Below are 25,683 nucleotides of genomic sequence, written 5' to 3' on the forward strand. Positions count from 1 at the left end.
TCTTCTTTATATGATAACGCTTATAAGCGGTACCTTCTCTACGAGCATCATTCAATAACAAAAACCGTCTGCCCGCTTATTATGTCAGAACGCTGCTTATACACAGTAGATCCTTCCAAACAAAAAGCCGGGCGGACCCCACTGTGTATATCCGCACCTCCTGCACCTGTTGCCTTGGGGCCTATGGTAAAAACGATGGAGGTCTCCCAAGTTTCAGGAGTGCGTGTCCAGTATGGATTCGCTTCCTGATTGGGTAAATACGCTACTCTTCTCTTATAATCGTCGTCAAAGAACTTTAGCGTCTTGCCTTCGGCAACACTCGCCCTGGAGTCCGCACCATTCAATTCTTTCAACGACAACAAGAATACTTTACGCGAAATTTCAATCGTACTCTCACCCGTAACCCCTATACTGGCTTTGTCCGTAATAGTAATATCGCTACTAACCATAGCCTCTTGTGTTGCCTGACTGAATCTGCTGATAAATTCGCCATTCAAGTACTGATCTATGGAACTATTCTCGTAATAAGCTCCGTATTGACTCCGGGCCCACATATGCCTCTCATTCTTGTTGAACGGCATCATCGTTTCTAGCAGTTCTCTTCTTAATAGCAGCACATTACCGCCATAGTTCGATGAAACCACAAGGTAGGGCACATACTCGCTGCCTTCTTTGAGATACACCGTGTAGCCTTTCTTCGGATTACGATCGTAAGCTAAATCTAGGAGCTGCTCTTTCTTATCTGCTGAGAACAGAAATGCACCTGCCTCCAAGGCAGAAAGGGCATCACGGCCTTTAAATACAGCCACGCAAAGAAGGCACAGGCTCAAAAAAAACCAAACTTTTTTGTTGGTTATCATGGTTAAATTCTCCTAATTAAGAGTTTATCGTCCCATCCTATCAAATTAATCCCAATTTGTCTTTGCTCTTATTTCCAGATTCTTGTTACAAAAGTGTGTAGGGAAGAAGCGGCCTCAACGGAATTAAAAAAACCTGAGTCCGTATGAATACCGGACTCAGGTTGCTTATATATTGCTTTTTATTTTCTGTCTACTTGACAGGGGGCGCGTTTCAAGTTTTCGGGTGTCTTCTGTCTATTTTTGCCGACCGACTCCACATGTGTCGTTCTCAGCAAGGGAAGGCAATTCCCCCCTTTCATTTACGTAGGATTTTTTTTGCTTAAACATCTTACTTTCGACGGTATTTGTGAAGCCCGTTTTATAAATGAACTTCAGCTTGTGTGGTTCTGGCTGTGTAGGATCAGCAAAGTCTCCTATAATAACCTTCTCAACAATGCTTTCGAAAACATTACGGTCAAAGGCAGAAAGCACCTCATGCTTTTGCAGCACCTTTCTCAAATGCTCCAATCTCTTTTCCAAATCAACTTCCTGCCGCGAGCCTTTTTCTAGCTGAGTCTGCTCAGCTAAAAGCTTACTGATATGTGCCTCCAGTTCCCCATACCGGCTCTCATACGTAGTTCGATCTATTTTTTCATCCAAGCAAAGGTCAATGAGCTTACAACGCTTTTGCTCCAATAGCTTGATTTCATTTTTCACTTTATTTAGTTGCCGAATATGGTTCTGATTATTAAGAACAGTTTCCATATTTCCCATCAACTCATCTAATACATCCGTATGATTACTGCACAATCTCCGATAAGATTCAAGAAAAGCACCTTCAAGTACATTTTCAAATAGAGCCTTGCTATGTGGACAATACCTTCTACCCTTTTTCGTTGCAGTCACGCATTGCCAAATTACCTTTGTATGATTCGTTCCACTATGCCAGTTTCTCCTGGATAAGTTACTCCCACAAAAGGAGCACTCCAACTTGCTGCTAAAAGCAAACTGTCGGCTATATTTATTACGTTTTCCCTTTTCAACGCCTCTTAACCTTGCTCCTCTCCGATGCAGGATAGCCTGAGCCTTTTCAAAAACCTCTTCACTGACTATTGCCTCGTGGTGATTTCTTATATAAAATTGGTCCTCCTCGCCGTAATTCTCCAGCCTTCTTTTTGAAATCGGATCAACTGTAAATGTCTTTCCTTGAAGCAAATCACCTTTATATTTTTCATTTTTAACAATGCCAAGAATCGCACCATCCTGCCAAATACTTCGACCTGCCCGCGTTTTATGACCCGCGGCAGTTAGTTCTTTAGCAATCATATGAGCCCCATAGCCAGCTATGTAACGCTCGAATATATAACGTACGATTTCCGCTTCCTTCTCATTAACAGATATTTTCTTCGTTTGAACATCATAATCATAACCGAGACAGCTTTGAAATCCAACAAGCTCGCCACGCTTCATCTTCATTTTCAAGCCTTTTTTCACGTTTGAAGATATATTTTCAACCTCTTGCTGTGCTACTGAGCTTAAAATAACCAATAATAATTCCCCGTCCATTGTCATTGTATTGATATTCTCATCCTCAAAAAATACAGCTACATTCTGCTCCTTGAGCATTCGCACATATTTGAGTGTATCTAGCGTATTTCTAGCGAATCGGGAAATAGACTTGGTAATAACCATATCAATTTTTCCATTCATGCAATCATCAATCATCCGCTGGAAGTTCTCACGCTTATTGACCTGTGTCCCCGTGACTGCCTCATCTGCATATATATCGACAAGCTGCCAATCCCCTCGTTTGTTCACTAGCTCAGTATAATAGGCAACCTGTGATTTGTAGCTGCTAAGCTGCTCCTCAGTATCTGTACTTACTCTCGCATATGGGGCTACTCTTAAAATATCAGAAGCTCCGCCGCCTTTTCGGTCAGATATTTTTCGGCTGGCCTTAATCACTTCTACTTCATATGTCATTGTTATTCCTCCCTCAGCGCTTATTATCTCGGAATTAGTATAATAAGACTGGGTGTAATCAACAATTGTGCGAATCAGGTTGTCAGGTCAGAAATCACACCGTAGTCCTTCATGATTTTGCTTTTGAGTGCACGAAACTCCTGTTCGGTAATTAGAGATATGGATAATAACTGCTTGAGCATAGCAATTTGCATGCTGTATCGGATCAGATTGTGCTTCATACAATACCTCCCAATAAAGCAGATTAAGAAAATTCATTATTGAAGGGTTTGGTTTAAGATAAACGCATAGTTTGGCACAAGCTTAATGAAAGGGGCATGCGAATGCCCCTTCTCCTCTGTTTTGGTTTGACAATTCACTTATCCAGCGAACGATGGTTAGTCATTCTCATAGGTAGCTAGCCTCTCCCAGGTTCTCTGCGAGCTGCCCCCATTGCGATAAGCTGTGGCTGGACAGAAGTATCATTATAGCTTCGCATAAATCATCGCCTTAAATGGAACCTCCATTTATTTACTGCATGGCAAAAATCGCTCGTATCCTAATAATTCAAGATGATCATGGCGCACCTGCAGACTGGCTTTCTCCTTTTGGAGCATGCGAAGAAAGTGCTGGATATGATGAGTATTTTGTTTTCAATGAACAAGGAGGTTTTGTCCCTCTACTTGTCATTTCATTTTCCAGTTAAAATCGGACCCTCAATAAAAAAACACGAATCTCGAATTGAGTTTCGTGCTTTAATAAAAATTGTGGCATCATCATATGATACTTCAATGCTGAGCATTTTCTTATATATCCTACGATTTTCAGTATTAAATAATGCTTAACTTTTGGTTATAGCTGATACTACCCTCTTCATACGACAATGAAAATCCCTTTAGCCGCATTCCCAATTCAACACATTCATTTAATAAGTAATAATACTCCGAGAAATCTGGGTCTAATACGATTTTTTTCACAATGGGACTAAGTGATACGATCAGATATACAACCCTATATCCACGCTGCAGAAGCTCTTTAATTTTTTCAAGCTGCATTGTTGCTCTTTCCGAAGCTACACTTGGAAATTTAACTTCCCTGTGAGCTGAGATTACTCCTTTGATCTCTATAATAGTAACCTTACCGTTTTCCTCTAATAATAAATCTGTTTTATACCCCTCTATTGTTTGCTCTCTTTTGATTCCTGTTCCAGAAAGATGCTTCATATTCCTCTCAAGAATCATAGCTCCTACTATTCTATTAACCATATTCAAATTAATTAGAATGTATTTGTTATAATATTTCACCGCAAAAAGACTAAATCTAGTTCTTTTATTTATTCCCTTGTTTTCAGTAAGAAGAACCTCACGTCCCTTTAAATTTAAGTAATTCTCAATCCTAGACGAGCTAGGAACATAGCATTCACAAATCTTGTTATCAATTATTACTGTACACAAAAATCTATTTTTGCTCTCCTCTACAAAAATTCCAGTTATTATTTTTTCATCAACAATCATTCCACGGTTATTCTCCTTATCCTGTAAAAATCAGTACTACCCGTCCAACGGCAAGAAGCCCTTAAAAAAGCTGTCTGATTTACTGCTGACAATTCACAAATTAACTAAACACTTTAGATACCCAAAACAACCTATCACACTTCGTTTAGACATTATGTCGTAGTTGAAGTACACTAAGCAATATTAAGTTATTTGTCTATTTATTTTCAAAATAATTATTGCCTAAAAGGAAGTCATTAATATCAAATCGACTTAATTTATGCATAATATCGTTATTGTCTATTCTCATTGCTAACCAACGTTTTCTCCAAAATTCACAGATAGCTTCTGTCATCTCATGAGGTTTATCTTGACTTAAAAAATAACAAGGCTCATTTTCTTCACCACGCAAATATTCATATGCATTATCGGCTAATTTCACTCCATATACAATCCGCTTAAAATTGTGATTAAGTAAGTGATTTGACGGAAGACCCAGTGCGTCCAATCCTGCTCTAATTAATCTCATCCGGGGACTCGTTCCTTCTCCGAATGTATTGTTCACTACCCTTCTTCCGTGCAATTTAGTTGTCAGTTCAGAAAGAGCTTCAACAGTCTCATCTGATATATATACTGTACCAAATCCCTTAGTCACACCTAGGGGTTTAAAACCAATTTTATGCAGCGGCTCATTATCATTCAAAGCATATTTGGGAATTGTTAAACGATTATATTGACTACTCCCAGTTTCGTATAAACTTGTTGTACCTAAAAAAACAAGATTAGCCGGTTTTACAACAGGCTCGCCTTTCATAGCAGAAGCAATTACTGATATTTGATTTTTGTATTTTCTCTGATATTCTTGAGTAAGTTCGGGGCTCATCATTAACATTGAAATCAGTTTTCCGCCAAGCAGATAATTATATGGTGGGATTGCTCCACATACAATGATATCCATCATATTAGCCCCAACTTTTTCTTTTTTATTTGACTGCAATGCTGTAGACAGAGCCGAACGTCCACGTGACGTCATAATAAGTTGTCGGAGCGCTTCCAGGGGTTCATTAATATTAAGATCGCTAAAAAATGATTGGGCTTTAAAAAGATTAAGAAGTGCTTTTGCACGCTTCACTTTATAAAAGGGACTTTGACATACATCATTCCAATTCACTTCGTCTAAATTTGAAGAGATTCTCGGAGCTGCTGGCCTACTCCCAGTTCCTTTTAAAAAAGTACTCAATGTATTTTCATAATCTTTTGCATTTAATATATTTACTTCTCCACCTATTAAATCGCGAAACTCAATTCCGGAAATTGACTTTAGAAGCGAATGACTTAAAGAATTAATTATTTGTCCGGCTGTAACATCATTCATGGTGTCCATACGTTCTCGGATTCCTTCTAATGTCCAACCTATTTCGTTATCACGACAAGTTATTTGCACTATACTACTTCCAAGAGCCGCAATTCCAATAATTGGATTAAATTCCTGTGCCGAGTCTCGGACCAAAAGAAAAATATTTCTTCCAGGGGTCGGTTTATGTGGTAACGTCCATGTCAAACGAAAGTATCTCCAAATATCAAGCAATTTAAATCCTGTCTTTTCATCTTTTTCCGAGCTTGATTGTATAATTTGTAAATAAGGCCTCACTGCATCCTCTTTATAATCCTCTATATCGCTAAGAAGTTGATTAACAGGCAATATCAGATTTTTTATTGATACCCTGTCTCCATTGTATTTTCTTTCCTTTTCCATTTTCAAAATAAACTTTTTAATTGAATCATTCTCTAACTGCTTATTTCTTTCGCGTAAAAGTGCATCTCTATACCACTGCTTTGTTTCAACATTATCTGGTGTTATTGGATGATGAATGTTGGCAATTCCATTTTTAAAAGTCAATTCCCATCCCTGTGAAAACAAGTCTCGGAACAGCAATAACAAGCTTCTGAATCTCATTTCATCTAGCACTTCATTATTGTTGGAATCTGGAATGTTATCTTCGATCCAATTTGCTCGTTCTCGCCCAGCCATTAAGCTCTCCGCTTTTTTTAGTATTTCAGTAAGCTCCTGCAAATACTCATCTGATAAAAACGGTTGTATTACTGATTTCTCATCAATCATATTTTTTCACCTGGCCATCAAAAATAAAAATGTCACCTCCCACCTTTCGGAGGTGACATTTTATCACTAAATAAATCAAGCCTTCATAACCTTTTCTTTGAATTGTTTGTAAACCAATGACAAATTTCTACCAATCAAATATTCATTTACTAAAAACAGTTGTTCCTCAGAAAAATGTTTGGTTAATGGATGTAGTCTATTAGAATCTGTTTCATCAATTAGACTTGGATACGCACCAATAACAAAAAAACTATTGTTATTGCTAATTATCCACGGAACTTGAATTCCATTATAACTCACATTATCTTCGCATGTGTAGCCTTCCAATTGTAAAAGTCGAACCAAGGGTTGAAGTGTTTTGCTTTGATTTGCAACATCTGAAATATCAGGTATCTTTGAATGAATCATGTACCGCAACAACTGAGAGCCTAAATGTCTGTCCAATTGGGTATGCCAATATCTGTTTTGATAATGTCTAATACAATCTGTACAGGAACGGTCACACCCTTGAGGACAACTTTCCAACAAAGTTAGCGCCTTATTTAATACTGTCGGCAAATCTTTACCTGTTTGCTCAGCATACCCTGCACCACCAGCTAAAGAATCGAACATATAAATGTCTGCCCTCAATGTTTCATCTGGATTTAATTTTACCAATCTGTAGCCAGATTTAAATTCTGAAGGATCAATATCTAGCTCCCTACTTGCAGCCAATAACACTGCTTCAGAAACTGTTCGTAATGCAGCATTGAGAATATGATTAGCCAAATTCTTACTCACTGTTCGAACAAATGGCTCTTCAATATTTAAGCGAATAAGCAACAGGTCACTCTTAAAATCATGGCCTAAAAATACATTTTTAAATGATCCATGACATCTTGTAGTTACATTCACTCCATAAAGAGGCTCCACTTGATATGGGCGTTCATGTGAACCGTTTGGTGATTTATCTTCAGGATCCACTACCTTTGATGCCCCACACGCTTCGCACACATAAAATCCAGCATTACTTTCGTCATTTCCTTTGTTAATTGTAACTAACCATCTATCCTTTGCTTGTACTGTTAACAGTCTCTTACCGAGCCCTTTCCATTCACCCAAGTCATCTTCTGAAAGTGGAAGTGGAAATTGCGCAGTAGTAGCATAAGTCAGTTCTTGTTCGTCATCCCCTTCAACAATTGAAGTTCCTTTTTCAGGAAGAAACACTTCTGGTATTAGTAGTTCACCAATGTCTAGAGGTCCTTCACATACAGGGCAGGAATCATCTTTATTTAATTTTATGGATTCATTTATATCCCGTACAAATGTACATCTCCTACAGGATACATATTTACGTAAGTTATGCTGAAAAAGTTTCTCTGCTCGATCGGGATCTGTAACCTTAGCGTCATTGGAAACAATCCCTCCAGAGCGATAAGTTTTTTTATCAATAACAACTAGCCTGCCAGGTGCGTACTCACTTAGTGCCTTATCAATAGATTGTTGTGGCAATTCTTTAGTAAATATCTTATAACTATTTTTTCCTTTTTCTTTTCTCTGCTCAATTGGGAAGCTACATAGACTAGTAGGAAATGCATAGCTAGGTAAGAAGCCCTCATTAAACAGATAAGTTAGAAGTTCATCTCTACTTGAACTTAAATCGATCTCATCTTCGTCATCTTCATCTGAATTCGTATCATTCGAAGGTGATATTTTAAAGTTAATTTCATTTAATTTATACAACAACTCACTTATAAAAATGTTGACACTCTCGGCTTTATCATCAGATATTTTTTCAGGGAGCCATTCTATTATTCTTTTCACTAAAATTGACTTTTCTTTTTCAATCCATTCAATAAATCTTACCTTTCTAAAATTACTATTGGACTCTTCATTAAAAAAATCTGTGACAGACCCAAGGGCTGCAAATAGGTTTTTATCACGATCTATATGCAATTCATCCTTGTCAATCATCTCATGAAAGAAGGTTTGAAATAAAAAGGCAAATACATGTCTTTTAGCAATTTTTATATTGTTAATTTTTATCATTGGCAACCTAGGAGCTCCAGAGACAATTCTATCAGGATTTTGAAAATAAAAACTATCATGGGGAGCCCCTTCAGCATAGGTAATAACAGTGGAAAGTGATGATCCCCGACGTCCTGCTCTACCGGCTCTTTGTTGATAGTTTTCACGCTGAGGGGGAACGTTTCTTAGTCCAACCGCAACTAGCGAACCAATATCAATCCCAACCTCCATTGTAGTGGTACAACTCAATATATCTATTGAATCCCCTTCTAGCTCATCTTGTTCTAGCTTAACATCCTGAAAACGAAGTTCATACATTTCGTTCGAGGCAAATATTTCTCCAGCATCTTTGTGAGAAAGCTGTGCTGTATGTTCTTCAGCAGTTACATGCTTTGGCCTATCCTTACCGATAACTGACATTACAACTGGATTTCGCAAGAATCCTTTTCGTGCCTTTATATATTCATGATTTTCTGGATCTAGAGAACTTATTTCTTTACTTCCACAATTAACACAATAATCTCCAATCTTTACTGGAGAAAGGAATGTACAGCTATCACACTTATACCAATCTGACTCAATATCAATGTTTAATACAACTTCGTTACTATTAATAACAAAAGCATCGCCAACTTTATGGCAAAGTCTTTTTCTCAGTATCTCTTGAATACTGGTTATTTCATCTAAAGAAATGTTAAAATAGTTTTCCAATATAAATTTCTGGTTTTCTCCAATTTTACCCGAGCTTGTCCACGAATTTTGTGAATATCCTGCTGCTTTCCTACGTACTGAGGAAGATATCCTAGTTTCTAATTCAAATGCATAATCATCCAGAATTTCTTCAATAAAATAGTTAATTAGCGCTTCAACTTGAAGAGTATCCATTTTACTAGTTACTATCGAAATTTCATTTTGTATTCTCTTTAGAGCTGATTTAGTAGGTTTTAAATAACCAACAGTGGCTGCTCGTAAAGAGTACTCTCTATTACATAATTGCCTCAATATTGCTTTATGATAACTAGATGAGGGTCTAACATCCCATTGCTCTTCTATGGCCTCCTTTAATGAGCCAGAGTATCCATCTTTAAACTCACGAACATCTGATAATAATGCTTTTCTATCATCTCCATCAAAAAATTGAAGATTGAATTCAGAAACTATTGATACAAAAGCAACATACAAAGCATCATTTATTTTCGGATCTCTATTACAGACTGCTTTATAGCGAACAGCAGCTAAAACAATAGCTTGCCTAAATGTATCCCATTCGACCTCTCTTGGAATATCTCTAGCTAAACGCGCTGCCTTTTGCCTACCATCAGAAAATAGCAATACTTTTCTACCACCATTTGGATATTCATTATTTTCAATACGTTGTGCAGGTTGATTGAACAATTGAGCTTTTACAAGATTGGCAAAAGGTGCTTCCCCCTTAGTAGAGAGATTCATAATCTTACTTTTATTTTTTTTCCACTTTTTCAAGCAAATTGGACAACTATTGAATACTCTTCCCTCAGTAGTATTACCAATAGGCTTAAAAACCTTAATAAAGCCTTCTAATTTAGTGGGTTCCTTATCAAAAAGTTTTCCTGAACTGATATCCAGCCAAGCAGGAACACTATGTTCCATAGCTCTTTCATTTGGTTCACCATCTACTAATAATTGAATCTTATAAAGACGATCTTCAACCTCATCATTGACTCCTGTTATATTAGTCGGCTCATGAAGTAAAAAATCACCATGCTCCCCATGTGTGTAGCCTACTATAAAGGCTGCGCCACAATCTCTATGAGTTAACAATTCGTACACTCTAGCTTTTTTTTGACATGTACAATTTAACATTGGAACCGCATGCAGTCTTCCCAGAATTGGATTGGGATCTGTTTTATCCAACCGACACTCACATTGTTGATTTGTGCATGCATATAGACCAGGTATTCCTCTAAAAAAAAGGTGGAGCCTGGTAGGCAAAAATACTTTATTATCTATCTCTCTTCTTGCCAAGGCTCCCAACGCTAACAGAGCTTCAACTGCTTTTTGAGCTGTTTGCTCATCTGAATCTGGAAATATTTTTTTTGTTAATTCCGCTAATGGAAGTGCATTCCCACTCAAGACGTTAATCATTTGTTCCGCCGGTCCCCAACCTGTCAATTGAAAAAAGAGATGGTTCATAAATCCACTAAAATCAACACCTTTAAATATTTTCCATTTTAACTTACTTGCTATAGAATTAAATTCATTGATTGCAGTTTGTGGATTAGTTAAGCCATTTTGAATACTGAATAGATCAACATTTGAAAGTATATCCGACTGTCCTGTAGTTCCTTTACTCCATCCTGCTCGTGATTCAAGATCTCCTGTTATCAGTTGAAATTTTCTTGGATAATTGCTAGTGACTCCTGTTAATTCTCCAGCAAAATCTATGATCGCTCGTTCATCCTCTTCACTTTTTCCCAAGCTTGCACTTGTAAGTATACATTTCATTCTACTACGATCTATGCCTAGTCTGGCCATTAATCGTCTTATTAGAAAAGCAACTTCTGCTCCACCAGTACCACGGTACATATGCGCCTCATCCAAAACTAGGATTAATTTATTGCTTGGATCAGCTTCAAGCCATTTCTTAGTGTCTTCAAATATTTTCCTTTCAATTGGACGCATTAGCATATACTCTAACATTGAATAGTTGGTAATTAAGATATCAGGACACAACTCTTGCATTTCATGTCTTGTTAATAGTTCCCTATCATTTGGTTGTGTTTTTAAACGTAAATTCCAATTTTTTGATACTCTCCTTTTACCTTGTTTTTTTCCTGTTTTAAATGTATCAATTTGTTCTTTATTCTTTGCATAAAATTGAACTAAATCTTTGCTGGGCCATTTTCCTTTAGACTGTAATTCCTTTACTTTCTCCGCATCTCCAGCATACTTCAAGTAAAAATTTTCAAACATTTTTTCTATATGTGCTGTCGTTTTACCGGATTTAGGGACCCCTGGATATGGAGTTTTTGAGGTATATGAACCAAACTGAATATTCCTTGATCTCCCTTTTTGCAAAAATGAAGCTACTCGTTCATCACCAAATAATCTTCTTATTCTGCCTAATTGATCATTTACAAGAGCATTCATAGGATACAATAAAATTGCACGACATCCTCGCATAGAAGACACATTTGTTCGTTCCTTTGCCTCAATGGCTAAGGATGCTAAAATGGGCATCAAAAAGCTTTCTGTTTTCCCAGATCCTGTTCCTGTCGCAACTATTATATCTTTATCATCACCTAAAAAAGACTCAAGTGCCTTAGCCTGATGTGTATAAGGTTTAGGAAAGACACCCACTCCAGGATTGCTTAATTTAGCAACGTTCATTAAAATTTGTTTAGCTGAATCAGGGATATCTAGAGTATCATAAGAAGCTCCCATTTTATAGCTTGGTGTTGCTTCAATATAAGGTTCCTGGCTTATTTGACCAAGTTGATTTAGTAATTGAACCCTCTCTCTGATTAAACTGTTATTTTTTATATGATACGCTGACTCAAGATAGGATCTTAATGTATCATGAAGAACATTGGAAATTTTAAAAGCACCGTATGTTTCATTCATCTTTAGTCCTCCTGATTGAAAACTGATAACCGTAAGCATTGAGTAATTCTACAACATCGTCGTGAAACTGCTCATATACATAATATTCATAAGCATTTTGTTTCAACGAAAATACTAGGATATGACGCTCAATTGCACTGGGAAGTTGGGGAATTACCCTCAGGTAATTATTATTCCAACGTGCCACGGGAAAGTGTCTATTATATAAACGCAAACCAAGCATCAGCCATAGTTGAGTTTGTTTATCCGTAATTGATAATTCTTTAATTAAAAATCCTTTGTTAAACTCTCCAAGAAAGTAACGCCTGTTGGAGTCATTTGTTTTACATAAGAAAACACCTGATGCTCCTTCAGTTAAAATAGAACTTGGATTTAGCCAAAGAGTTCGATTTTTATTTTTTCTTTCTTTGAAAGAATTAAAAACTTCAAACTCTTCAAAGTTTTGAATACTCTGACTTCCTAATGAAAATAACTGACTCATTTGCTTTTTAACCCAATTCTCTATATCATCAGGCTTCCAGCCTATCCAATTCGTATAATCTTGCCACCAATTTTGATTGCTTTTAACAGCATCAGGTATTTTATCATTCTCAATTATACGCCCGTATCCCGCAATCTTTGCTTCAGGCAACAAAAATTGCACTACTTCGGTTGAAACACCACCTACTATAATTGAATACTTGCTAATCGGGACTTTAATGAGTCTTAGTGGAGTAGCCAGAAAAAATCCATTAGGTAAACGAACCATATCACCAACTTGATCTAGCCTGCTACAAACAGAAGAAATAATATTTTGTGATTCTTCATCCCTTAACTCTGGCCAAATAGTATCGAGATATTGGAGTAACAGTCGTTTACGAATACGAACCGGCTCCACGATATTATCAATATATTCTAAATTTTTTTCAAAAGTTAGATCATAGAGGAGAATTCTCCAATATTCCGCTATGAGCAGTTCTCTCTGATATTCAATATTCTCTGGAAGTGAAAAAATCTTATCATTTAAAAGCAACTCTACTAGTTCTTTCTGATTCAATACTTTTGCATGCTCCATAACTATTGAATTTCCAATTTCATGTAATTTATGAGTGCCTTGCATCTCTCATCCAATTCTATTTCATCAAACAATTGTTCCATATGATCCGAAAAATACAAGGACGTTGTAGGAATTAACCAACCAAAATTTACAGAAGAAAAATCAAATGATGAATCTAATTGGATCATCGTTTTATAAGTAGCTGCTATTGTCTTTCTCCATAAAATACTACCATGTTCAACTATTCCCTTAGGTAATAAATCCTCTATTTCCAGATGGTCAATAATTTCGATTCCTTGCCTCGTCAGTATGCTGGAGTCAATAACACCAGTAGTATATGGAGTAATATTCTTATAGTTCCATCCAATATGATCTGTATTAAACACTGGTCCAATTTCCAAAATTTCCTTCCCTAAATTCAATACGGAAGGGCCAGTAACAATAGTTCCCATAAATACAATCGGGATGTCCTCACTTTTCAGCATAACTATACGTTTAGCAATGAATTTTTTTAAACTAGCTCCATAGACTTCAAAAGATGAGCGATTTAATCCTTCAAAAATAATAGCAATTGGGCATCCATAAGATTTGGCTTGATTAATCCACTGATCAATTCGTTCGTATGAAACAAGATCATCTATTTTACCAAATGGAACATTGATTATTTTTGCTGTATGTCCGCATAAACTAGCTGCACAATATTCTGCTACAAACATAGCCATCGATCCACTAAACATTACTAATTGATTGGAAAGAACTGCCGAAAGAACCTCAAAAGAAATAGATTTTGCATCGGCTAGCTTTATACCTAAACTGTTCAAATTATTTTTCAAATGAGTAAGGGCTTGTTCTAAACTGATCAGTTGAATCGGTTCTGACTCGAACTTAATAGTACTTTCGTAAATTTGATATACTTCCGCAGTTGCTGCCGTTTGATCTAATTTTTTGATTCGTCCTATACTTGTTTCAATTTCATTCATATCTATTTGATTCAAATGATCTTCTAGTCTTAATTGGTCGGAAGCAAGCATATTATAATTTAGTTCTAAGTCCTTACTTGTTTGATTTAAAGACGCTATTTGTTCTACTAGTTTCTTATATGCATCTGAAGAAATAGACTCATACTTGGATAACTTATTCACATGACTGGTTAACGTTAAGGTTTCATGTTCAATCTGTTGAGCTTTCCTCGCAGCCTTAGCAGTTTCTTTGTCCAATAAAGAAACTGCTTGTTTAATGTTTAAAAAATCACTAGCTAATGTAGATAGATTCTCTTCAATAGTTTCCGATTGTTTTTCAAATAATTTTTGTTGTAAATCGTAATTCTGTCTCTCTAAAGTTTCAAGCCGCTCTTCTAATCTTTTCAACGTAGCTGAAGGAGCTAAAGATACTAGCCATAATATATCCATGTCTATATTAAATGGTCCGAACTTCAACCACTGACTAATGATACTCTGTGATATTTCACCTTGAACAAGAATGTTCATTATTCGTATTTTCTCACTTTGGCTACTCAACATTTTTTCAACTGTAGTTTTAATATCTTGATGATTTATTAAATTCATCAAGCTCTCCTGTGACTCCGCCCATAATATCCATATTCTCGAAAACAATCTCCACTCTTTCTGATCCCAACGATCAATTCTTCCTAAAAAAACTTTAAGCTTAATTTCAGTATCTTTTCCGGTTCTAAAACCATTAATTTTAGGTAATACCTTGATTGAGTTTGCTAACATTCCTGTCGGGATTAAATCAAAAAAAGCCTTAAATTCATCGAAAGAGTAATCCCTAATTATTACTTTTCTTTCTTCAGGGTAATCAATAAAACTCATAATTGCACTTCACCTAACCTATGTTCTAAATTTTTTCACAGAAATTAATCTTCTGTATTCATCTATAATTGCATTAGCGTATTGAAACATTGATTTAGGAATAAAACGTACTTTAGCAAACTCCAATATTAAACCTTGATCCTTTTTACTCAAATTATGGATTTGGAACAAATCGACCTTATTAATAACGTCGTTTCTAAAGGTAACCTCCTTATGATTTATCGTTTGTAGAGTTACTAACATCCATTTCATTTGCTCACGCCATCTAGTACTCATTGTAAGCTTATTAGCATTAGATAGAGATTTAGGCATTATTTCTATGCTACCAAGACCACATGCATCAATTCGAATATGCTCATCTTTTCGCAGTAAATTATTTAGAATTGAAACAACCTCAGTAGTACTCTCAGTGTCTAAACTCCAATGATTAGATCGACTTCCCAATAAATTCACGGTAATATTAATACCCATCGGAAACTGTATGTCAGTCAACGTTAACTTATTATCTTGAATTTTTCTAAAAAACTCTTTAGCCGCTATAGAATGCAAATTACATTTTTCTTCAACACCTACAAAATTGACTGCACGAAAACAAACACCATTTATTGTGGGAAATAAATCGACGGCGTCTTGGCATATTAATCTTAGAGCATTTTCTCTATTATCATCTAACCAAATATCTGTTCTTCCAAGAGGCAACTTTCCTAATAGTAATAATATTGGAACCTGCCCATTCCCTAAATGCTGCACCTCTAATTCTTTATCAATATTATAAACGTGAATAGTTGACCATTTTTTTGCTCCTTCTGTTCCCGTCACTCCAATAACAACTTTACCTGATGGAGAGATTTCGAATCTTCCATCATTAATTACTTTTGTTAAAACTGGCGTTACCAACCTTATTTCGGGCAAAGTAAAAGTTACACTACGATTAAGTAGCTGGTTAATCCATTTCTCTACCAATTTATCATATGAATTAGGTAATTCTATAATCATACATGACCAGTTATCCTGGCTCTGTAGTTTTCGGATGGCAAGCATGGGTGGAAACCTGTGAGACATTCTGTTTTCAAAATCGTCCCATACTAGAACGTATCTCTCCCCCCATTGAAGAGAAGCACTTTCTTTTAGTCTTCTACCTCCCAATCGAGAGTAATAAAAAACCGTAGGTTTAAATTCATCTAATCCTTTAACTGGTGATTCTATTTTCATTTTCCACTCATTTCGAACGATACCATTAACTATTATTTTATATTCTTCTGCTTGTAATTTAACGCGAATTTTTTTCCCATTTGTCCGTATAGAGGATAGTGGGATCTTCCTCTCTCCTTCCCAAGCAAATGGAAGTTTAACAAATGTATTCCCTTCGTATTGCCCTATTGCGGAGAATATCTTTATTTCAAGAGACCAATTATCTTTTTCTATATTTAAATAGATATCTAGTGAATATTCATTTAGGGCATCTATTGCTGTTTTGCCTTCTGTTTTTGTCGAATAGATTGCTGGTGGTATGTATAATTCACAATTATTATTAGTTTGTCGAGAGACATGAGCAAAATGAGGAACTCTTTTAGTTCCCTTTTTCAGAAGAGTATCTTTTTTGCATCTAGGGCATACATAAATTTTGCCTCTTATTGCGTCGGACGAAGAGGCGTGAACATGTTCCTTATTTATATCTAGTGCCCACTCCAACCAAATCACACCTTACTATTTCTAAATAGATTCCTTATTTACTTACAGAACTAGAATTCGACATAAATTGGAGGATTCCTCCATTTTTCATGTTTCCAATCAGACAATCATACTGTACAATATTCTTTTTATAAATTAATATCCCCCAGAAGGGCGGCTTAAGCCACCCGCCCATACATCACCTGCTTATCCCCATCAAACAAATTCCGATATACCACCTGTCCGCGGCTGGAGGAAGCATCGACGACTTTCCCATTGCCTGCATAAATGCCGACATGCGTAATGTCCATAAAACGACCATTGCGTTCATAGCTCCAAAACACCAAATCTCCAGGAGCTAAATGCTCATTTTGGATTGCGAGATTGTTATCTACTATATAACGTGCCTGTTCTGCCGCGGTGCGTGGCAACTGAATATTTAACTGCTTATAAGCCCACTGTACCAGGTAGCTACAATCTGTGTAGCGCCCCATCCCAGCCTTAGGCTGGCTATACGGATCACCTAAACGAGTTAATGCTAGCTTAACCGCCTCAGCCCCATGTGCTCCCTCTGGCAAATCTCGATAAACCAGATCAAGCTGCTCCTGTGATAAGCCTGTATCACTGTCCTTGCCTAAAAGAGCAAACATAAGAGGCCTAAATTCCTCTGATAGCATCTCCTCCATTAGTGAATGTTGATTGTTTGTAAATCTATAATCCCCTGCTTGCTCCTCGGCTGTCCGGCTAGTAATCGTAATATGGAGAACCGTTTCATACGTTGTCACCGTCCTATTTTCTAATCCACCATCCTCCTGCTCTACCGCTATTGTTTCCTCATGCTTTATCTTTTCTAAATCGTATTCAATTATGTTCATATCCCAAAAGACGGAGCGAATCATTTCCTCACGCGTCGCATCAATGGTGACCACATCCATTCCACCCTCAGTGTCCAGCGCCGTCTTCACTGCAAAGACTGCAATGACATCACTCCAGTTATCTACACGAGTATTATCTGCACCACCAATATAATTTATCTCCTCACGATCAACAGTACCTGCATTTTGTCTAATCTCCTCTAGTCTATCAACAAATGCAGAATTCATTTCTTGGACAATCGCAGACAAGGGCTTTACATCCTGCTCCGTATTTTCGTCAGAAAAGAAAATGCCAAAGGGGGATGCTATAAGAGAAGCAACCGCTAATACGATGCACATCAGCATAATGACTGAGCCACTCACTCCTAATAAAGCCATGATTCCCTTCACTGCCACAGCGGCAGCCTTTACTACGATACGAATGATACGCAGATTAAATCGGGTCATGGCTTGTATTCTTTGTATATTTCTTCGAGCTAACGCTGCCTGGTGAATCGCTTTCTTAGCCTGCTCTATGCCAACCTTTTTACGAACCGAAGCATCCATACTGCTTTTTGGTCTGTTGGACGTCCCCAGCCTTGTTTGCTTGGATAAGGTTTTGATTATTTTTTGTCCTTTGGTAGTAACAGAATGGCTGACCAGCCGAGAATGCTTTGGCTTCTTAGCAAATTGAAATGATGACTGCGTACGGAAGAACTTCCTTTCAACATTACCGGATTGTTTCTCAAGGCTAGACTGTCGCCTCAAATAAGAGGGATTCATTGATTGAGCAGGAGACTGCTTTTTAGCTTCCGCCTGTATTCTGCTGCCTTTCTGCTGCTTAATAGACTGCAATTTCGTTTTAGATACCCTCCCAATATACAAAAGCCGAGCATTAGCCCGGCCCTTTAAATCACCCTGGTTTCTTACAACTCTATCTGACAAGCCCACGTTCAAGGCCTGTCTAGGCACTAGCAAGGTATATTGAACGCCCCGATACCTAGTATTACTTACTGATGCTTTAATTTGCCTCATACTACGTGGAAGTTGAGTTGTTCTTGTTTCTCTACCATTTAAACTAGGCTGCTTTGATGCCTTCCTCCTTGCTTTTATTCCTGTTTTACTCTGTTCCTGCCTGTTCAAGCTTACATTTCGCTTGTTATTTATCAATGAAGGTGCGTGCTCAATCCTCATCTTTTGAGACGCTCTTTTTAAAATAGGTCTGATTAAATGTCTACCAATTCTGAATGAGCGCTGTAAGGCATCACTCGATCTCCCTTTAGCATATTCAACAGGAGAACGTGCATCTGACTCATCGTTATCCTTCAGCTTGAGTTGAACTATAGATGCTCGTGTTTTATCAAGTAACTGTACATGTCTCTCCAGCTTTTTTACACTTTTATGCGTAATCCTTGTTTTTATATCCTTCATACCACCACCTCCACTTAATTATTTAGCGAGTGCGATTTTCAATGCTTCTGGTAGTACGTTCATGCTCTCTACAGTATTCAGGGTAACGCAAGCGAATAGCCTCAAAGAAGTAAGAGCCGTAGCTACAGTCAAATAGCTCGTGTGGGGTGGAGTAACGCTCCTTGCCATCCTCAGTCCAGCCGTTCCACAAATTAAAAGCTAAACGGCTTGTTCGAATTGTGCTACTGGTCTGCCATGCAGCGCTAAGGCCTGTAGGCTTGATGCTGTCATTTGAATAATCAAATAACTCATTCGCATGGCTTCTCGTTTCCCATGATATCCCTAACACATAAAAAACGGCTCGATGATAGGCATCTGTACAATTCGCCCTTCGTAGCGACTCATAATAAAAGCGTTCGTGCTCCTCATCTCGAAACATTTTTGGCTGCATATTAAATGGCTCCCTTCATAGCATACAGCGACTGGTCACTAGCACCAGCCGCTGCAGCGAAACAATCTTCTAACAATCCCATCATTTTTATGGATAAATCGGACCCATTGCTTAGTCCAGTATTTTATCAAGCAAACGAGACAGCTTTTTCAGACCACTGCTTATAGACTTACGAACCGCACGCTCGTCCACCTTTTCTATCTGAGCAATAGCAACCTTGCTTAATCCTAAGAAATAATGAGCATAAATGCGTCTGAAGCTCTTTTTTGACAACTGGCTCATGGCCTTATAAATCTCCTGCCGAAGCCAAGCCTCCTCGAATTCCATCTCAGAAGAACATATTTGAAATAATGCTTGATGCTCTATGCCATCGTTAGCATCCAGTGAATAATAAGCACGATGACGATATGCACGCAATCTGTATGCGCTATCAAGATTATCAAAGCGATGCATTTCCTCAACAATTTCTTTATCCACCTCTACCCATACATCTGTTGTATAAAAGGAATATAAGTCTCTCAAATTTATTTTCATCGTTCTTACCTCCGTTTTTTGGTTTTAGGTGCAAACCAAAACAGAGGAGGAGAACGACAGCCTGTCCCATGCTTCAAAAATCCACTGGTGGAATAAAAAGGACTCCAAAGCAAAATGCTGTTAGAGTCCACATGGATAGTAATAATCAGAAATTGACACAAGGATAATAGAGTAGCGTATACAGCAAAACTGATCTGCGCTACCAGCTTCTTTGCAGCACAAGCTGCACGTGATTTGATATTAACGGCACTCGACCACAAAATATCAACTCCCGCTCACATAGCGACACCCTGTGAGAAGAAAGCTTCATGTTCAGTTATTCAGGTGTCACCACTCGTAAGTGAAAATCCTGCTTAGAACCCTTCAATCTATACAGCCTCCAAACCAAATTCAAAATAACTACATTTTTAGACAATAATCCCTATATGGTTATATGTCGCTCGAACTACTATAAATCACGCAACCAGGAATATTTTCCTGTTTTTAGTCGTACTAACACGAATTTTGTAAATTATAAAAACTCAATTTTCATGCTCATGGTAAAATATAGGAGTATTGAACCAACTCTTTACCTTTAGTAGCGGTAACTTTATCAGCACTAGCCGAGAGGAGGAGCAGCACATGTACAGCTTAAAAACCAACGGGGAATTTTTAGAGGAAATCTATCGAGGTCATGCCGGCCGAATCCGTTTATTTTGCAAAAGACTTCTGAAAGGACATTACACTGATGCAACTGAGGAATGCGTGCAAAATACCTTCCTGCATGCAGGGCAGCAAGCGAACAAGCTTAAAAAACATCCAAATATTGAAGGCTGGCTTTATAAAACCTCCCGTAATCAGGTAAACAATGTTTTTCGAAAGTGCTATATCCAGCAAAAATATGAGATTGGCCTTCACTGCGATGTAGCCGACATGCTAGCTTGTCGCTGTCCGTTTTTAGATGAGGTCCTGTTTTCCTCGACTAACCTAAGCAAATTGGTTGAGGAGCTTTTGAGTAAGCTCAATTCTCGTGAACAAGAATTATATGAGGACTACTTCAAGCAGCACTTGTCCATTCTTGAATTGAGTGCAAAATATAGCCTGTCCAATACAGCAGTTACCAGTCGGATACATAGGCTGAGGAAGAAAATCAAGCACCTGCTACAAGAGGTATTGTAGTTAACCAAATGAAAAACGATACGAATTAAGGCGGCTATCCAGCGTTATATGGATAGCCGCCTACTTATAATTGGACTTCTACTCCCCTGGCTTGGTCGTCATTAAGCTATACAGCCTGGTATGTCGTGGAAACTTATCTGTAAATGGCACTAATGAGCTGCCGACCTTCAGTAGACCGTTCCCGGCATCTACATTAGTAATGTAGGACAATTGCAGATCAGAAATATTCAAAAGCTCTGCCAATTCCCTTCTATCCGTGCTTGCCTGATTCAGCATCACAATAAACTCACTGTTAGCCAGCATTGTCCGAGCTGTGTGGCTTTGCAGTAAGTCGTCCACATTTTGCGTAATTCCCGTACAAAAAGCGCCATATTTTCTGACTCGCTTCCAGAGCGTAAACAGAAAATTGGCGCTATATTCATGCTGGAACAGCAGATAGATTTCATCTATGAAGATGAAGGTGTTCCTCCCTTTTGCCCGATTTTGCGTAATTCGATTAAGAATGCTATCCAACACCACGAGCATCCCGATTGGCAGTAGCTGCTTTCCTAAATCCAGGATGTCATAGCAAATGAGGCGATTGTTCACATTTACATTGGTTGGTTTTGCAAAGGTATTCAAGCTGCCAGCAGTAAACAACTCAATGGCCAATGCAATATCCTGAGCCTCTGGCTCGGATTGCTTGAGCAGCTCTGCTCTAAAATCCTGCAGAGTAGGTGGATCTCCCTTGTAATTGTTTTGCAGGAACCTTCGGTATACGCTGGCTGTGCAACGATCAATCAACGATTTTTCCTTTGCACCCAAATGATGCCCTCCCATTAGCTGCTCGCATAAGGAAAGTACAAACTCTGATTTTAAAATAATTGGATTGGCTCCATCTCCATAGTGACGGTTCATATCCATCGCATTAATATGGTTAGGCGAGGTTGCTGAAATATGAATCGTTTCTCCCCCCAACGCCTCAACAAGTGCCGAATATTCGCGTTCCGGATCAATGAGAATGACATCATCATCTGTAGCCAGCACCTGATTGACAATTTCACGCTTGGCAGTAAAGCTTTTTCCTGAACCGGATACACCTAAAATGAAGCTGTTTCCATTCAATAACTGCTTTCGATTGGCAATGAGCATGTTCTTACTAATTACATTTTGCCCATAGTAAATGCCCTCGGGGTGGATGACCTCCTGCGCCCGAAAGGGGATGAACACTGCCGTGCTTTCCGTAGTCAACGTTCTCAGCGCATGCACCTTTCTTACTCCAAAGGGCAATGCAGTATTCAGTCCATCCATTTGCTGATAGCTCAGCGTGGAGAATTGGCACAGGTGCTTACGCGCTGTTGTCAATAGCGCCTCTGTATCACTATCAAGCTGCTCTTTGCTTTCAGCAACATGCACCATCGTCAGCAGACCAAACATCATGCGCTGGTCGCGTGTAGTCAGATCATCCAGGAATTCCTTACTCTGCTTGCGCTGCTGCTCCATATCATAAGGCACGACAGCAGAAAAGTTATTGTGCTTGTTTTGTCTACGCTGCCAATTGGTAATGTTGGTTTCCACGCCCAACAGACGATTTTCCACCTCACGAACTGCTTCATCTGTCGGAATTGGAATGATGTCCAGGGATAGGAACAAATTCCGATTTAAATCACATAGCTCGGATACCATACTGTCTTTAATATAGCTAGCATACTCACGAAGGAAGATGACCCGCCCGTACAGCCCCCCCATGCGAAAATGATCACTCTCAAACTCTAACGTATCGGGGCAGATGTAATCCTTAAAGTCATGTCCCTTTCTCATCGTTTCAGGCAAGCTAAATCGGAAGCTTGCTTCTTCATTCGTTCGGTAAAAGTCATGAAATATCCGCAGCCGATCTGCCGCATCTAGCTCGATGCAGCGTGATCCAAGTCGAGCAAAATGAGCAGATAGCTCAGTCGTAACCCTAGAGAAATATTGCCGCGCCTCCTCTACACTTTTCTTGGCGATGGAGATGGTTATATATTTTTCCTGAACCGTTCCGTGTGCTCCAACGGCCTTGTCCATCAGCATTTGATTATATTCCTTCCGATATAGATCAAGTGGATCTTCTCGCAATGGAATAAGCATAGAGCCTTCAAAATCAGCCTGGTTCAAGCGGCGGTTGTGAATCGTTATTTTGGTTGTTGCTCCGCTGTCAAAGGAATTAAGCAGCTCTGAATAGGATAAGAACATCTCCTCCTTATCCTCCCTAGATGCCACGGCATAGTTAATATCCTCAAAGCGATAGGATTTAGAAAACTTGTTGCCAACAAAAAAAATCCCGTCTTGCCAGATGGCACGAATCGGGATTACCTGTTGAATACCTTTAGGTATAACGAACCTTTCCTTATCCTGCTTCAGAATGCGACTTAGCGTTTTAATCATAGTGCTTCATTCCTTCTTTTTCATACTTTTGAATCGTTTCCTGTAGCGCCTCATAGTAGGTATTTGTGGAATAAAAAACTAAGCGCCGCGGCATAAGAAATTCGGACTTTACATACGCCCATAATAGCTGCTCTGCTGTCATGCCATGATACCTAATAAAGCCCAATGCCGCGCATGGCGCAGCACCTAGCACACACATCCAGCTTAATGTTTCAATGCCAAATTGGGTACGCAAGCCAAAATACAAAGCAATCGCTACACCAACAGCCAGAATAGAAAAAAAGAACTGCCGCAAGGACAGTCCAAAAAATAAGCTTTCCGTATATTCCCGGATTTCCCGGTTAATCTTTACCTCCACCTTCATCACTCCCCATTAGCTACTCATTACTCACTGTTTTTCCTTTCCTCTGAATGGCTAAGTCCCTCGCCTTCATCAAACCCAATGGAATGACACAGCAGCGTGGCAGCTAACTGAATACCATCCTTCAGCCCCTGTAGATACAATCGTTCATTTATAATGCCATACTTGTGGTGATGCCAGTCCTCCCATTCAGAGAACTCCGGCATACGTCCAATATCCTTTCCCGCAAACAACGCTTCAAAAGCTTTATCTGCTTGCTCACGAATAAAGCTTAATTCAGGATCGTGCTCAATTCTCGCAGAAACCTCATCCATTCTCCCTTGAATCGCTTGTCGAAACCACGGTGGAAATCCCATCGCCCCGCTTCCTCCTACCTTTCTTTTATAGCATCTGCTCAGTTCGCTTGGCCTTCATATTCTGGTAGAGGGCCAGTAATTCATCTAACTTGCGACTTTGCTCCTGAACTTCTGGACTTTGAGACAAAAGAATAAACTGTTCTATTGCATTTTGTCCTAATACGTTTAGCTTACGTCGCTCCTCCTCCATTTTTTCCAACAATTCATTCACATCCTCGACCTCCACTCCAGTTATGAAAAGTAGAAAAGATGAACATAATGTATATTTAAAAACTACCTTAATGGTAGTTTTAAGACTCGTTTAAGTCAATTGTGTACTCCTACATAATAAGAGTTATAAAGATACTTTAATTGAAAAGAGGACACTGTGATGATTGTTTACGACAAAAAGAAGGTAGGTAAGCGCATTCGCAAGCAGCGGGATGCTCTGGAAATTTCGCGTGAACAGATGGCTGAGTATATTAAACGAGTACCGCGGTTCTGTGGAGATATTGAGCGCGGAAAGGTTGGCATGTCCATTGAAACGATGCTCAGCATATGCCATCTGCTCAAAATTTCTCCTAATGAATTGCTATTGGATAATGAAGCCTCTTCAATGAGTGATGAGTCTGAGTTAATTATGGCAGCACTCCAAAACTGCACAGAAAAGCAACGCAAAGATGCTTTGGCACTTTTGAAGCTGTTTCTAAATGCAGTAAAATGATCTTAATTGTGTCATCTAAAGCCCCATCATTTCCCTCACAATACGATCAGCCATCTTTATCATCCCTACAAGCACCAGCATGTTAAAGATTAGCTCCCCAATATAAGTCCATACCATTGTGATAGCCCCGGCACCTTCCTCCACTGCTGGAGGCGCAGCAGCAAAGGCTGTAAAGATGATACAAGCTAGTACGATGATGGCTCCCTCCAAGCACACCGCAGCATATCCCTTTAAAAAGGATTTTCCAATAGATTGACTTGGCTCCCCTGCAAAGGAAGAAAGCGGGACTGGTGCAATGGCAGTATACAAATAAATGCGAAAAAAGCGTCCATATACGGATAAAATCATAATGAAGGACAGCACTGTAATAAACAGGCTACCTAGCAGTGTAACAATCCATAGAGGTATGCTTTGCCAAAATCCCACCTCTTCAATGGCTTGAGCTATTGTACTGGGTAACGCAGATGAAGTCGCGGAACCAAAGCCTGAACGAGCCATCATGGTCGAGATGATACCCTGAACAATGGTAAATAGCGTCAGCATAAGCTCTAGTCCATAGGTAACCACCGCCTTTGCCAGAATAAAGCGAATAAACAGCTTAACGGCCACCTCTGGCTTTTTCACCTCAGCAAAGCTGCCTGTCGTTTTCACTACACCAATGACAAAAAACAACACAAGCAGGGCTAAGCCTGTGGCCTGCAGTCCACCATGAATATCCAGAATGACGTGCCAAACGCTCCCTCCTTTAAACTCCGCAGGGGATTGAGTGACCAGCGTCCAAATCTCTGTCATTTTGTCATTCCAGGTTTCTAAAGCATTTTCTAAATTTTCAGCAATCCAGCTATTTTTAGACACAGGCTGCCTCCCTTCCAGAAGCAAAGGGGCAAG

General features: G+C 38.7%; 20 protein-coding genes. 3 read left to right on the plus strand and 17 right to left on the minus strand.

The annotated features are described in order from the left end of the window. Nucleotides 1-47: 47 nt before the first annotated feature. The 3 genes from MKX63_RS00590 to MKX63_RS00600 form a co-directional block, all read right to left on the minus strand. On the minus strand, nt 48-860 hold the full coding sequence (locus MKX63_RS00590) for a DUF6273 domain-containing protein (RefSeq protein ID WP_341014579.1): 813 nt from the start codon (nt 858-860) through the stop codon (nt 48-50). A gap of 234 nt (nt 861-1,094) precedes the next feature. Next, a complete protein-coding gene (locus MKX63_RS00595; RefSeq protein WP_341014580.1) occupies nt 1,095-2,822 on the minus strand; it encodes a recombinase family protein in 1,728 nt (575 codons plus the stop codon). Between the two features lie 74 nt (nt 2,823-2,896). Further along, complete coding sequence (locus MKX63_RS00600; protein ID WP_074093518.1) at nt 2,897-3,043, minus strand: SHOCT domain-containing protein; 147 nt, start codon at nt 3,041-3,043, stop codon at nt 2,897-2,899. Between the two features lie 296 nt (nt 3,044-3,339). Between MKX63_RS00600 and MKX63_RS00605 the strand changes: the two genes are divergently transcribed. Beyond that, entirely contained in the window at nt 3,340-3,507 is a 168-nt protein-coding gene (locus MKX63_RS00605) for a hypothetical protein (RefSeq protein ID WP_341014581.1), read from the plus strand. Between the two features lie 124 nt (nt 3,508-3,631). On the opposite strand, the gene MKX63_RS00610 is transcribed toward MKX63_RS00605, so the two are convergent. The 9 genes from MKX63_RS00610 to MKX63_RS00650 form a co-directional block, all read right to left on the minus strand. Continuing rightward, nucleotides 3,632-4,315: a DNA/RNA nuclease SfsA gene (locus tag MKX63_RS00610; protein WP_341014582.1), complete on the minus strand. Its 684-nt coding sequence runs from the start codon at nt 4,313-4,315 to the stop codon at nt 3,632-3,634. Between the two features lie 196 nt (nt 4,316-4,511). Continuing rightward, a complete protein-coding gene (locus MKX63_RS00615; RefSeq protein ID WP_341014583.1) occupies nt 4,512-6,416 on the minus strand; it encodes a Druantia anti-phage system protein DruA in 1,905 nt (634 codons plus the stop codon). 75 nt (nt 6,417-6,491) lie between these two features. Further along, nucleotides 6,492-12,026: a DEAD/DEAH box helicase gene (locus tag MKX63_RS00620; RefSeq protein ID WP_341014584.1), complete on the minus strand. Its 5,535-nt coding sequence runs from the start codon at nt 12,024-12,026 to the stop codon at nt 6,492-6,494. Further along, the gene (locus MKX63_RS00625) at nt 12,019-13,062 is read right to left on the minus strand and encodes a hypothetical protein (RefSeq protein ID WP_341014585.1); all 1,044 of its coding nucleotides are present in this window, start codon (nt 13,060-13,062) and stop codon (nt 12,019-12,021) included. The genes MKX63_RS00620 and MKX63_RS00625 overlap by 8 nt, the downstream gene beginning before the upstream one ends. 20 nt (nt 13,063-13,082) lie before the next feature. Then, a complete protein-coding gene (locus MKX63_RS00630; RefSeq protein WP_341014586.1) occupies nt 13,083-14,894 on the minus strand; it encodes a hypothetical protein in 1,812 nt (603 codons plus the stop codon). 18 nt (nt 14,895-14,912) lie between these two features. Further along, entirely contained in the window at nt 14,913-16,586 is a 1,674-nt protein-coding gene (locus MKX63_RS00635) for a competence protein CoiA family protein (protein WP_341014587.1), read from the minus strand. A gap of 158 nt (nt 16,587-16,744) precedes the next feature. After that, a complete protein-coding gene (locus MKX63_RS00640; protein WP_341014588.1) occupies nt 16,745-18,850 on the minus strand; it encodes a C40 family peptidase in 2,106 nt (701 codons plus the stop codon). Nucleotides 18,851-18,872: 22 nt separating this feature from the next. Further along, nucleotides 18,873-19,280, minus strand: coding sequence for a DUF6075 family protein (locus MKX63_RS00645; RefSeq protein ID WP_341014589.1), 408 nt, complete (start codon nt 19,278-19,280; stop codon nt 18,873-18,875). Nucleotides 19,281-19,391: 111 nt separating this feature from the next. Next, on the minus strand, nt 19,392-19,814 hold the full coding sequence (locus MKX63_RS00650; RefSeq protein ID WP_341014590.1) for a sigma-70 family RNA polymerase sigma factor: 423 nt from the start codon (nt 19,812-19,814) through the stop codon (nt 19,392-19,394). A gap of 621 nt (nt 19,815-20,435) precedes the next feature. Between MKX63_RS00650 and MKX63_RS00655 the strand changes: the two genes are divergently transcribed. Continuing rightward, nucleotides 20,436-20,972, plus strand: coding sequence for an RNA polymerase sigma factor (locus tag MKX63_RS00655; protein ID WP_341014592.1), 537 nt, complete (start codon nt 20,436-20,438; stop codon nt 20,970-20,972). Nucleotides 20,973-21,050: 78 nt separating this feature from the next. Here MKX63_RS00655 and MKX63_RS00660 read toward each other — a convergent pair whose 3' ends face one another. The 4 genes from MKX63_RS00660 to MKX63_RS00675 are packed head-to-tail and all read right to left on the minus strand — an operon-like array spanning nt 21,051 to nt 24,303. Continuing rightward, a complete protein-coding gene (locus tag MKX63_RS00660) occupies nt 21,051-23,375 on the minus strand; it encodes a VirB4-like conjugal transfer ATPase, CD1110 family (protein ID WP_341014594.1) in 2,325 nt (774 codons plus the stop codon). Next, complete coding sequence (locus MKX63_RS00665) at nt 23,368-23,739, minus strand: PrgI family protein (protein WP_445323510.1); 372 nt, start codon at nt 23,737-23,739, stop codon at nt 23,368-23,370. Before MKX63_RS00665 ends, MKX63_RS00660 begins: the two co-directional genes overlap by 8 nt. A gap of 20 nt (nt 23,740-23,759) precedes the next feature. After that, nucleotides 23,760-24,092, minus strand: coding sequence for a hypothetical protein (locus tag MKX63_RS00670; protein ID WP_341014595.1), 333 nt, complete (start codon nt 24,090-24,092; stop codon nt 23,760-23,762). 25 nt (nt 24,093-24,117) lie between these two features. Further along, complete coding sequence (locus tag MKX63_RS00675; protein ID WP_341014596.1) at nt 24,118-24,303, minus strand: Spo0E family sporulation regulatory protein-aspartic acid phosphatase; 186 nt, start codon at nt 24,301-24,303, stop codon at nt 24,118-24,120. Nucleotides 24,304-24,462: 159 nt separating this feature from the next. Between MKX63_RS00675 and MKX63_RS00680 the strand changes: the two genes are divergently transcribed. After that, nucleotides 24,463-24,795 (plus strand): helix-turn-helix domain-containing protein, encoded by a 333-nt coding sequence (locus MKX63_RS00680; RefSeq protein ID WP_341014597.1) that lies wholly within the window; start codon nt 24,463-24,465, stop codon nt 24,793-24,795. A 15-nt stretch (nt 24,796-24,810) separates the two neighbouring features. On the opposite strand, the gene MKX63_RS00685 is transcribed toward MKX63_RS00680, so the two are convergent. Continuing rightward, entirely contained in the window at nt 24,811-25,650 is an 840-nt protein-coding gene (locus MKX63_RS00685; RefSeq protein ID WP_445323469.1) for a hypothetical protein, read from the minus strand. Nucleotides 25,651-25,683: the final 33 nt, after the last annotated feature.

The sequence above is a fragment of the Paenibacillus sp. FSL R7-0179 genome, assembly GCF_038002265.1.
Lineage (GTDB): Bacteria > Bacillota > Bacilli > Paenibacillales > Paenibacillaceae > Paenibacillus_AQ.

Coding starts and splice junctions, on each gene's coding strand:
- MKX63_RS00590 (WP_341014579.1), bottom strand. CDS start 860: ATGATAACCAACAAAAAAGTTTGGTTTTTTTTGAGCCTGTGCCTTCTT.
- MKX63_RS00595 (WP_341014580.1), bottom strand. CDS start 2,822: ATGACATATGAAGTAGAAGTGATTAAGGCCAGCCGAAAAATATCTGAC.
- MKX63_RS00600 (WP_074093518.1), bottom strand. CDS start 3,043: ATGAAGCACAATCTGATCCGATACAGCATGCAAATTGCTATGCTCAAG.
- MKX63_RS00605 (WP_341014581.1), top strand. CDS start 3,340: ATGGCAAAAATCGCTCGTATCCTAATAATTCAAGATGATCATGGCGCA.
- MKX63_RS00610 (WP_341014582.1), bottom strand. CDS start 4,315: ATGATTGTTGATGAAAAAATAATAACTGGAATTTTTGTAGAGGAGAGC.
- MKX63_RS00615 (WP_341014583.1), bottom strand. CDS start 6,416: ATGATTGATGAGAAATCAGTAATACAACCGTTTTTATCAGATGAGTAT.
- MKX63_RS00620 (WP_341014584.1), bottom strand. CDS start 12,026: ATGAATGAAACATACGGTGCTTTTAAAATTTCCAATGTTCTTCATGAT.
- MKX63_RS00630 (WP_341014586.1), bottom strand. CDS start 14,894: ATGAGTTTTATTGATTACCCTGAAGAAAGAAAAGTAATAATTAGGGAT.
- MKX63_RS00640 (WP_341014588.1), bottom strand. CDS start 18,850: ATGAAGGATATAAAAACAAGGATTACGCATAAAAGTGTAAAAAAGCTG.
- MKX63_RS00645 (WP_341014589.1), bottom strand. CDS start 19,280: ATGCAGCCAAAAATGTTTCGAGATGAGGAGCACGAACGCTTTTATTAT.
- MKX63_RS00650 (WP_341014590.1), bottom strand. CDS start 19,814: ATGAAAATAAATTTGAGAGACTTATATTCCTTTTATACAACAGATGTA.
- MKX63_RS00655 (WP_341014592.1), top strand. CDS start 20,436: ATGTACAGCTTAAAAACCAACGGGGAATTTTTAGAGGAAATCTATCGA.
- MKX63_RS00660 (WP_341014594.1), bottom strand. CDS start 23,375: ATGATTAAAACGCTAAGTCGCATTCTGAAGCAGGATAAGGAAAGGTTC.
- MKX63_RS00665 (WP_445323510.1), bottom strand. CDS start 23,739: ATGAAGGTGGAGGTAAAGATTAACCGGGAAATCCGGGAATATACGGAA.
- MKX63_RS00670 (WP_341014595.1), bottom strand. CDS start 24,092: ATGGGATTTCCACCGTGGTTTCGACAAGCGATTCAAGGGAGAATGGAT.
- MKX63_RS00680 (WP_341014597.1), top strand. CDS start 24,463: ATGATTGTTTACGACAAAAAGAAGGTAGGTAAGCGCATTCGCAAGCAG.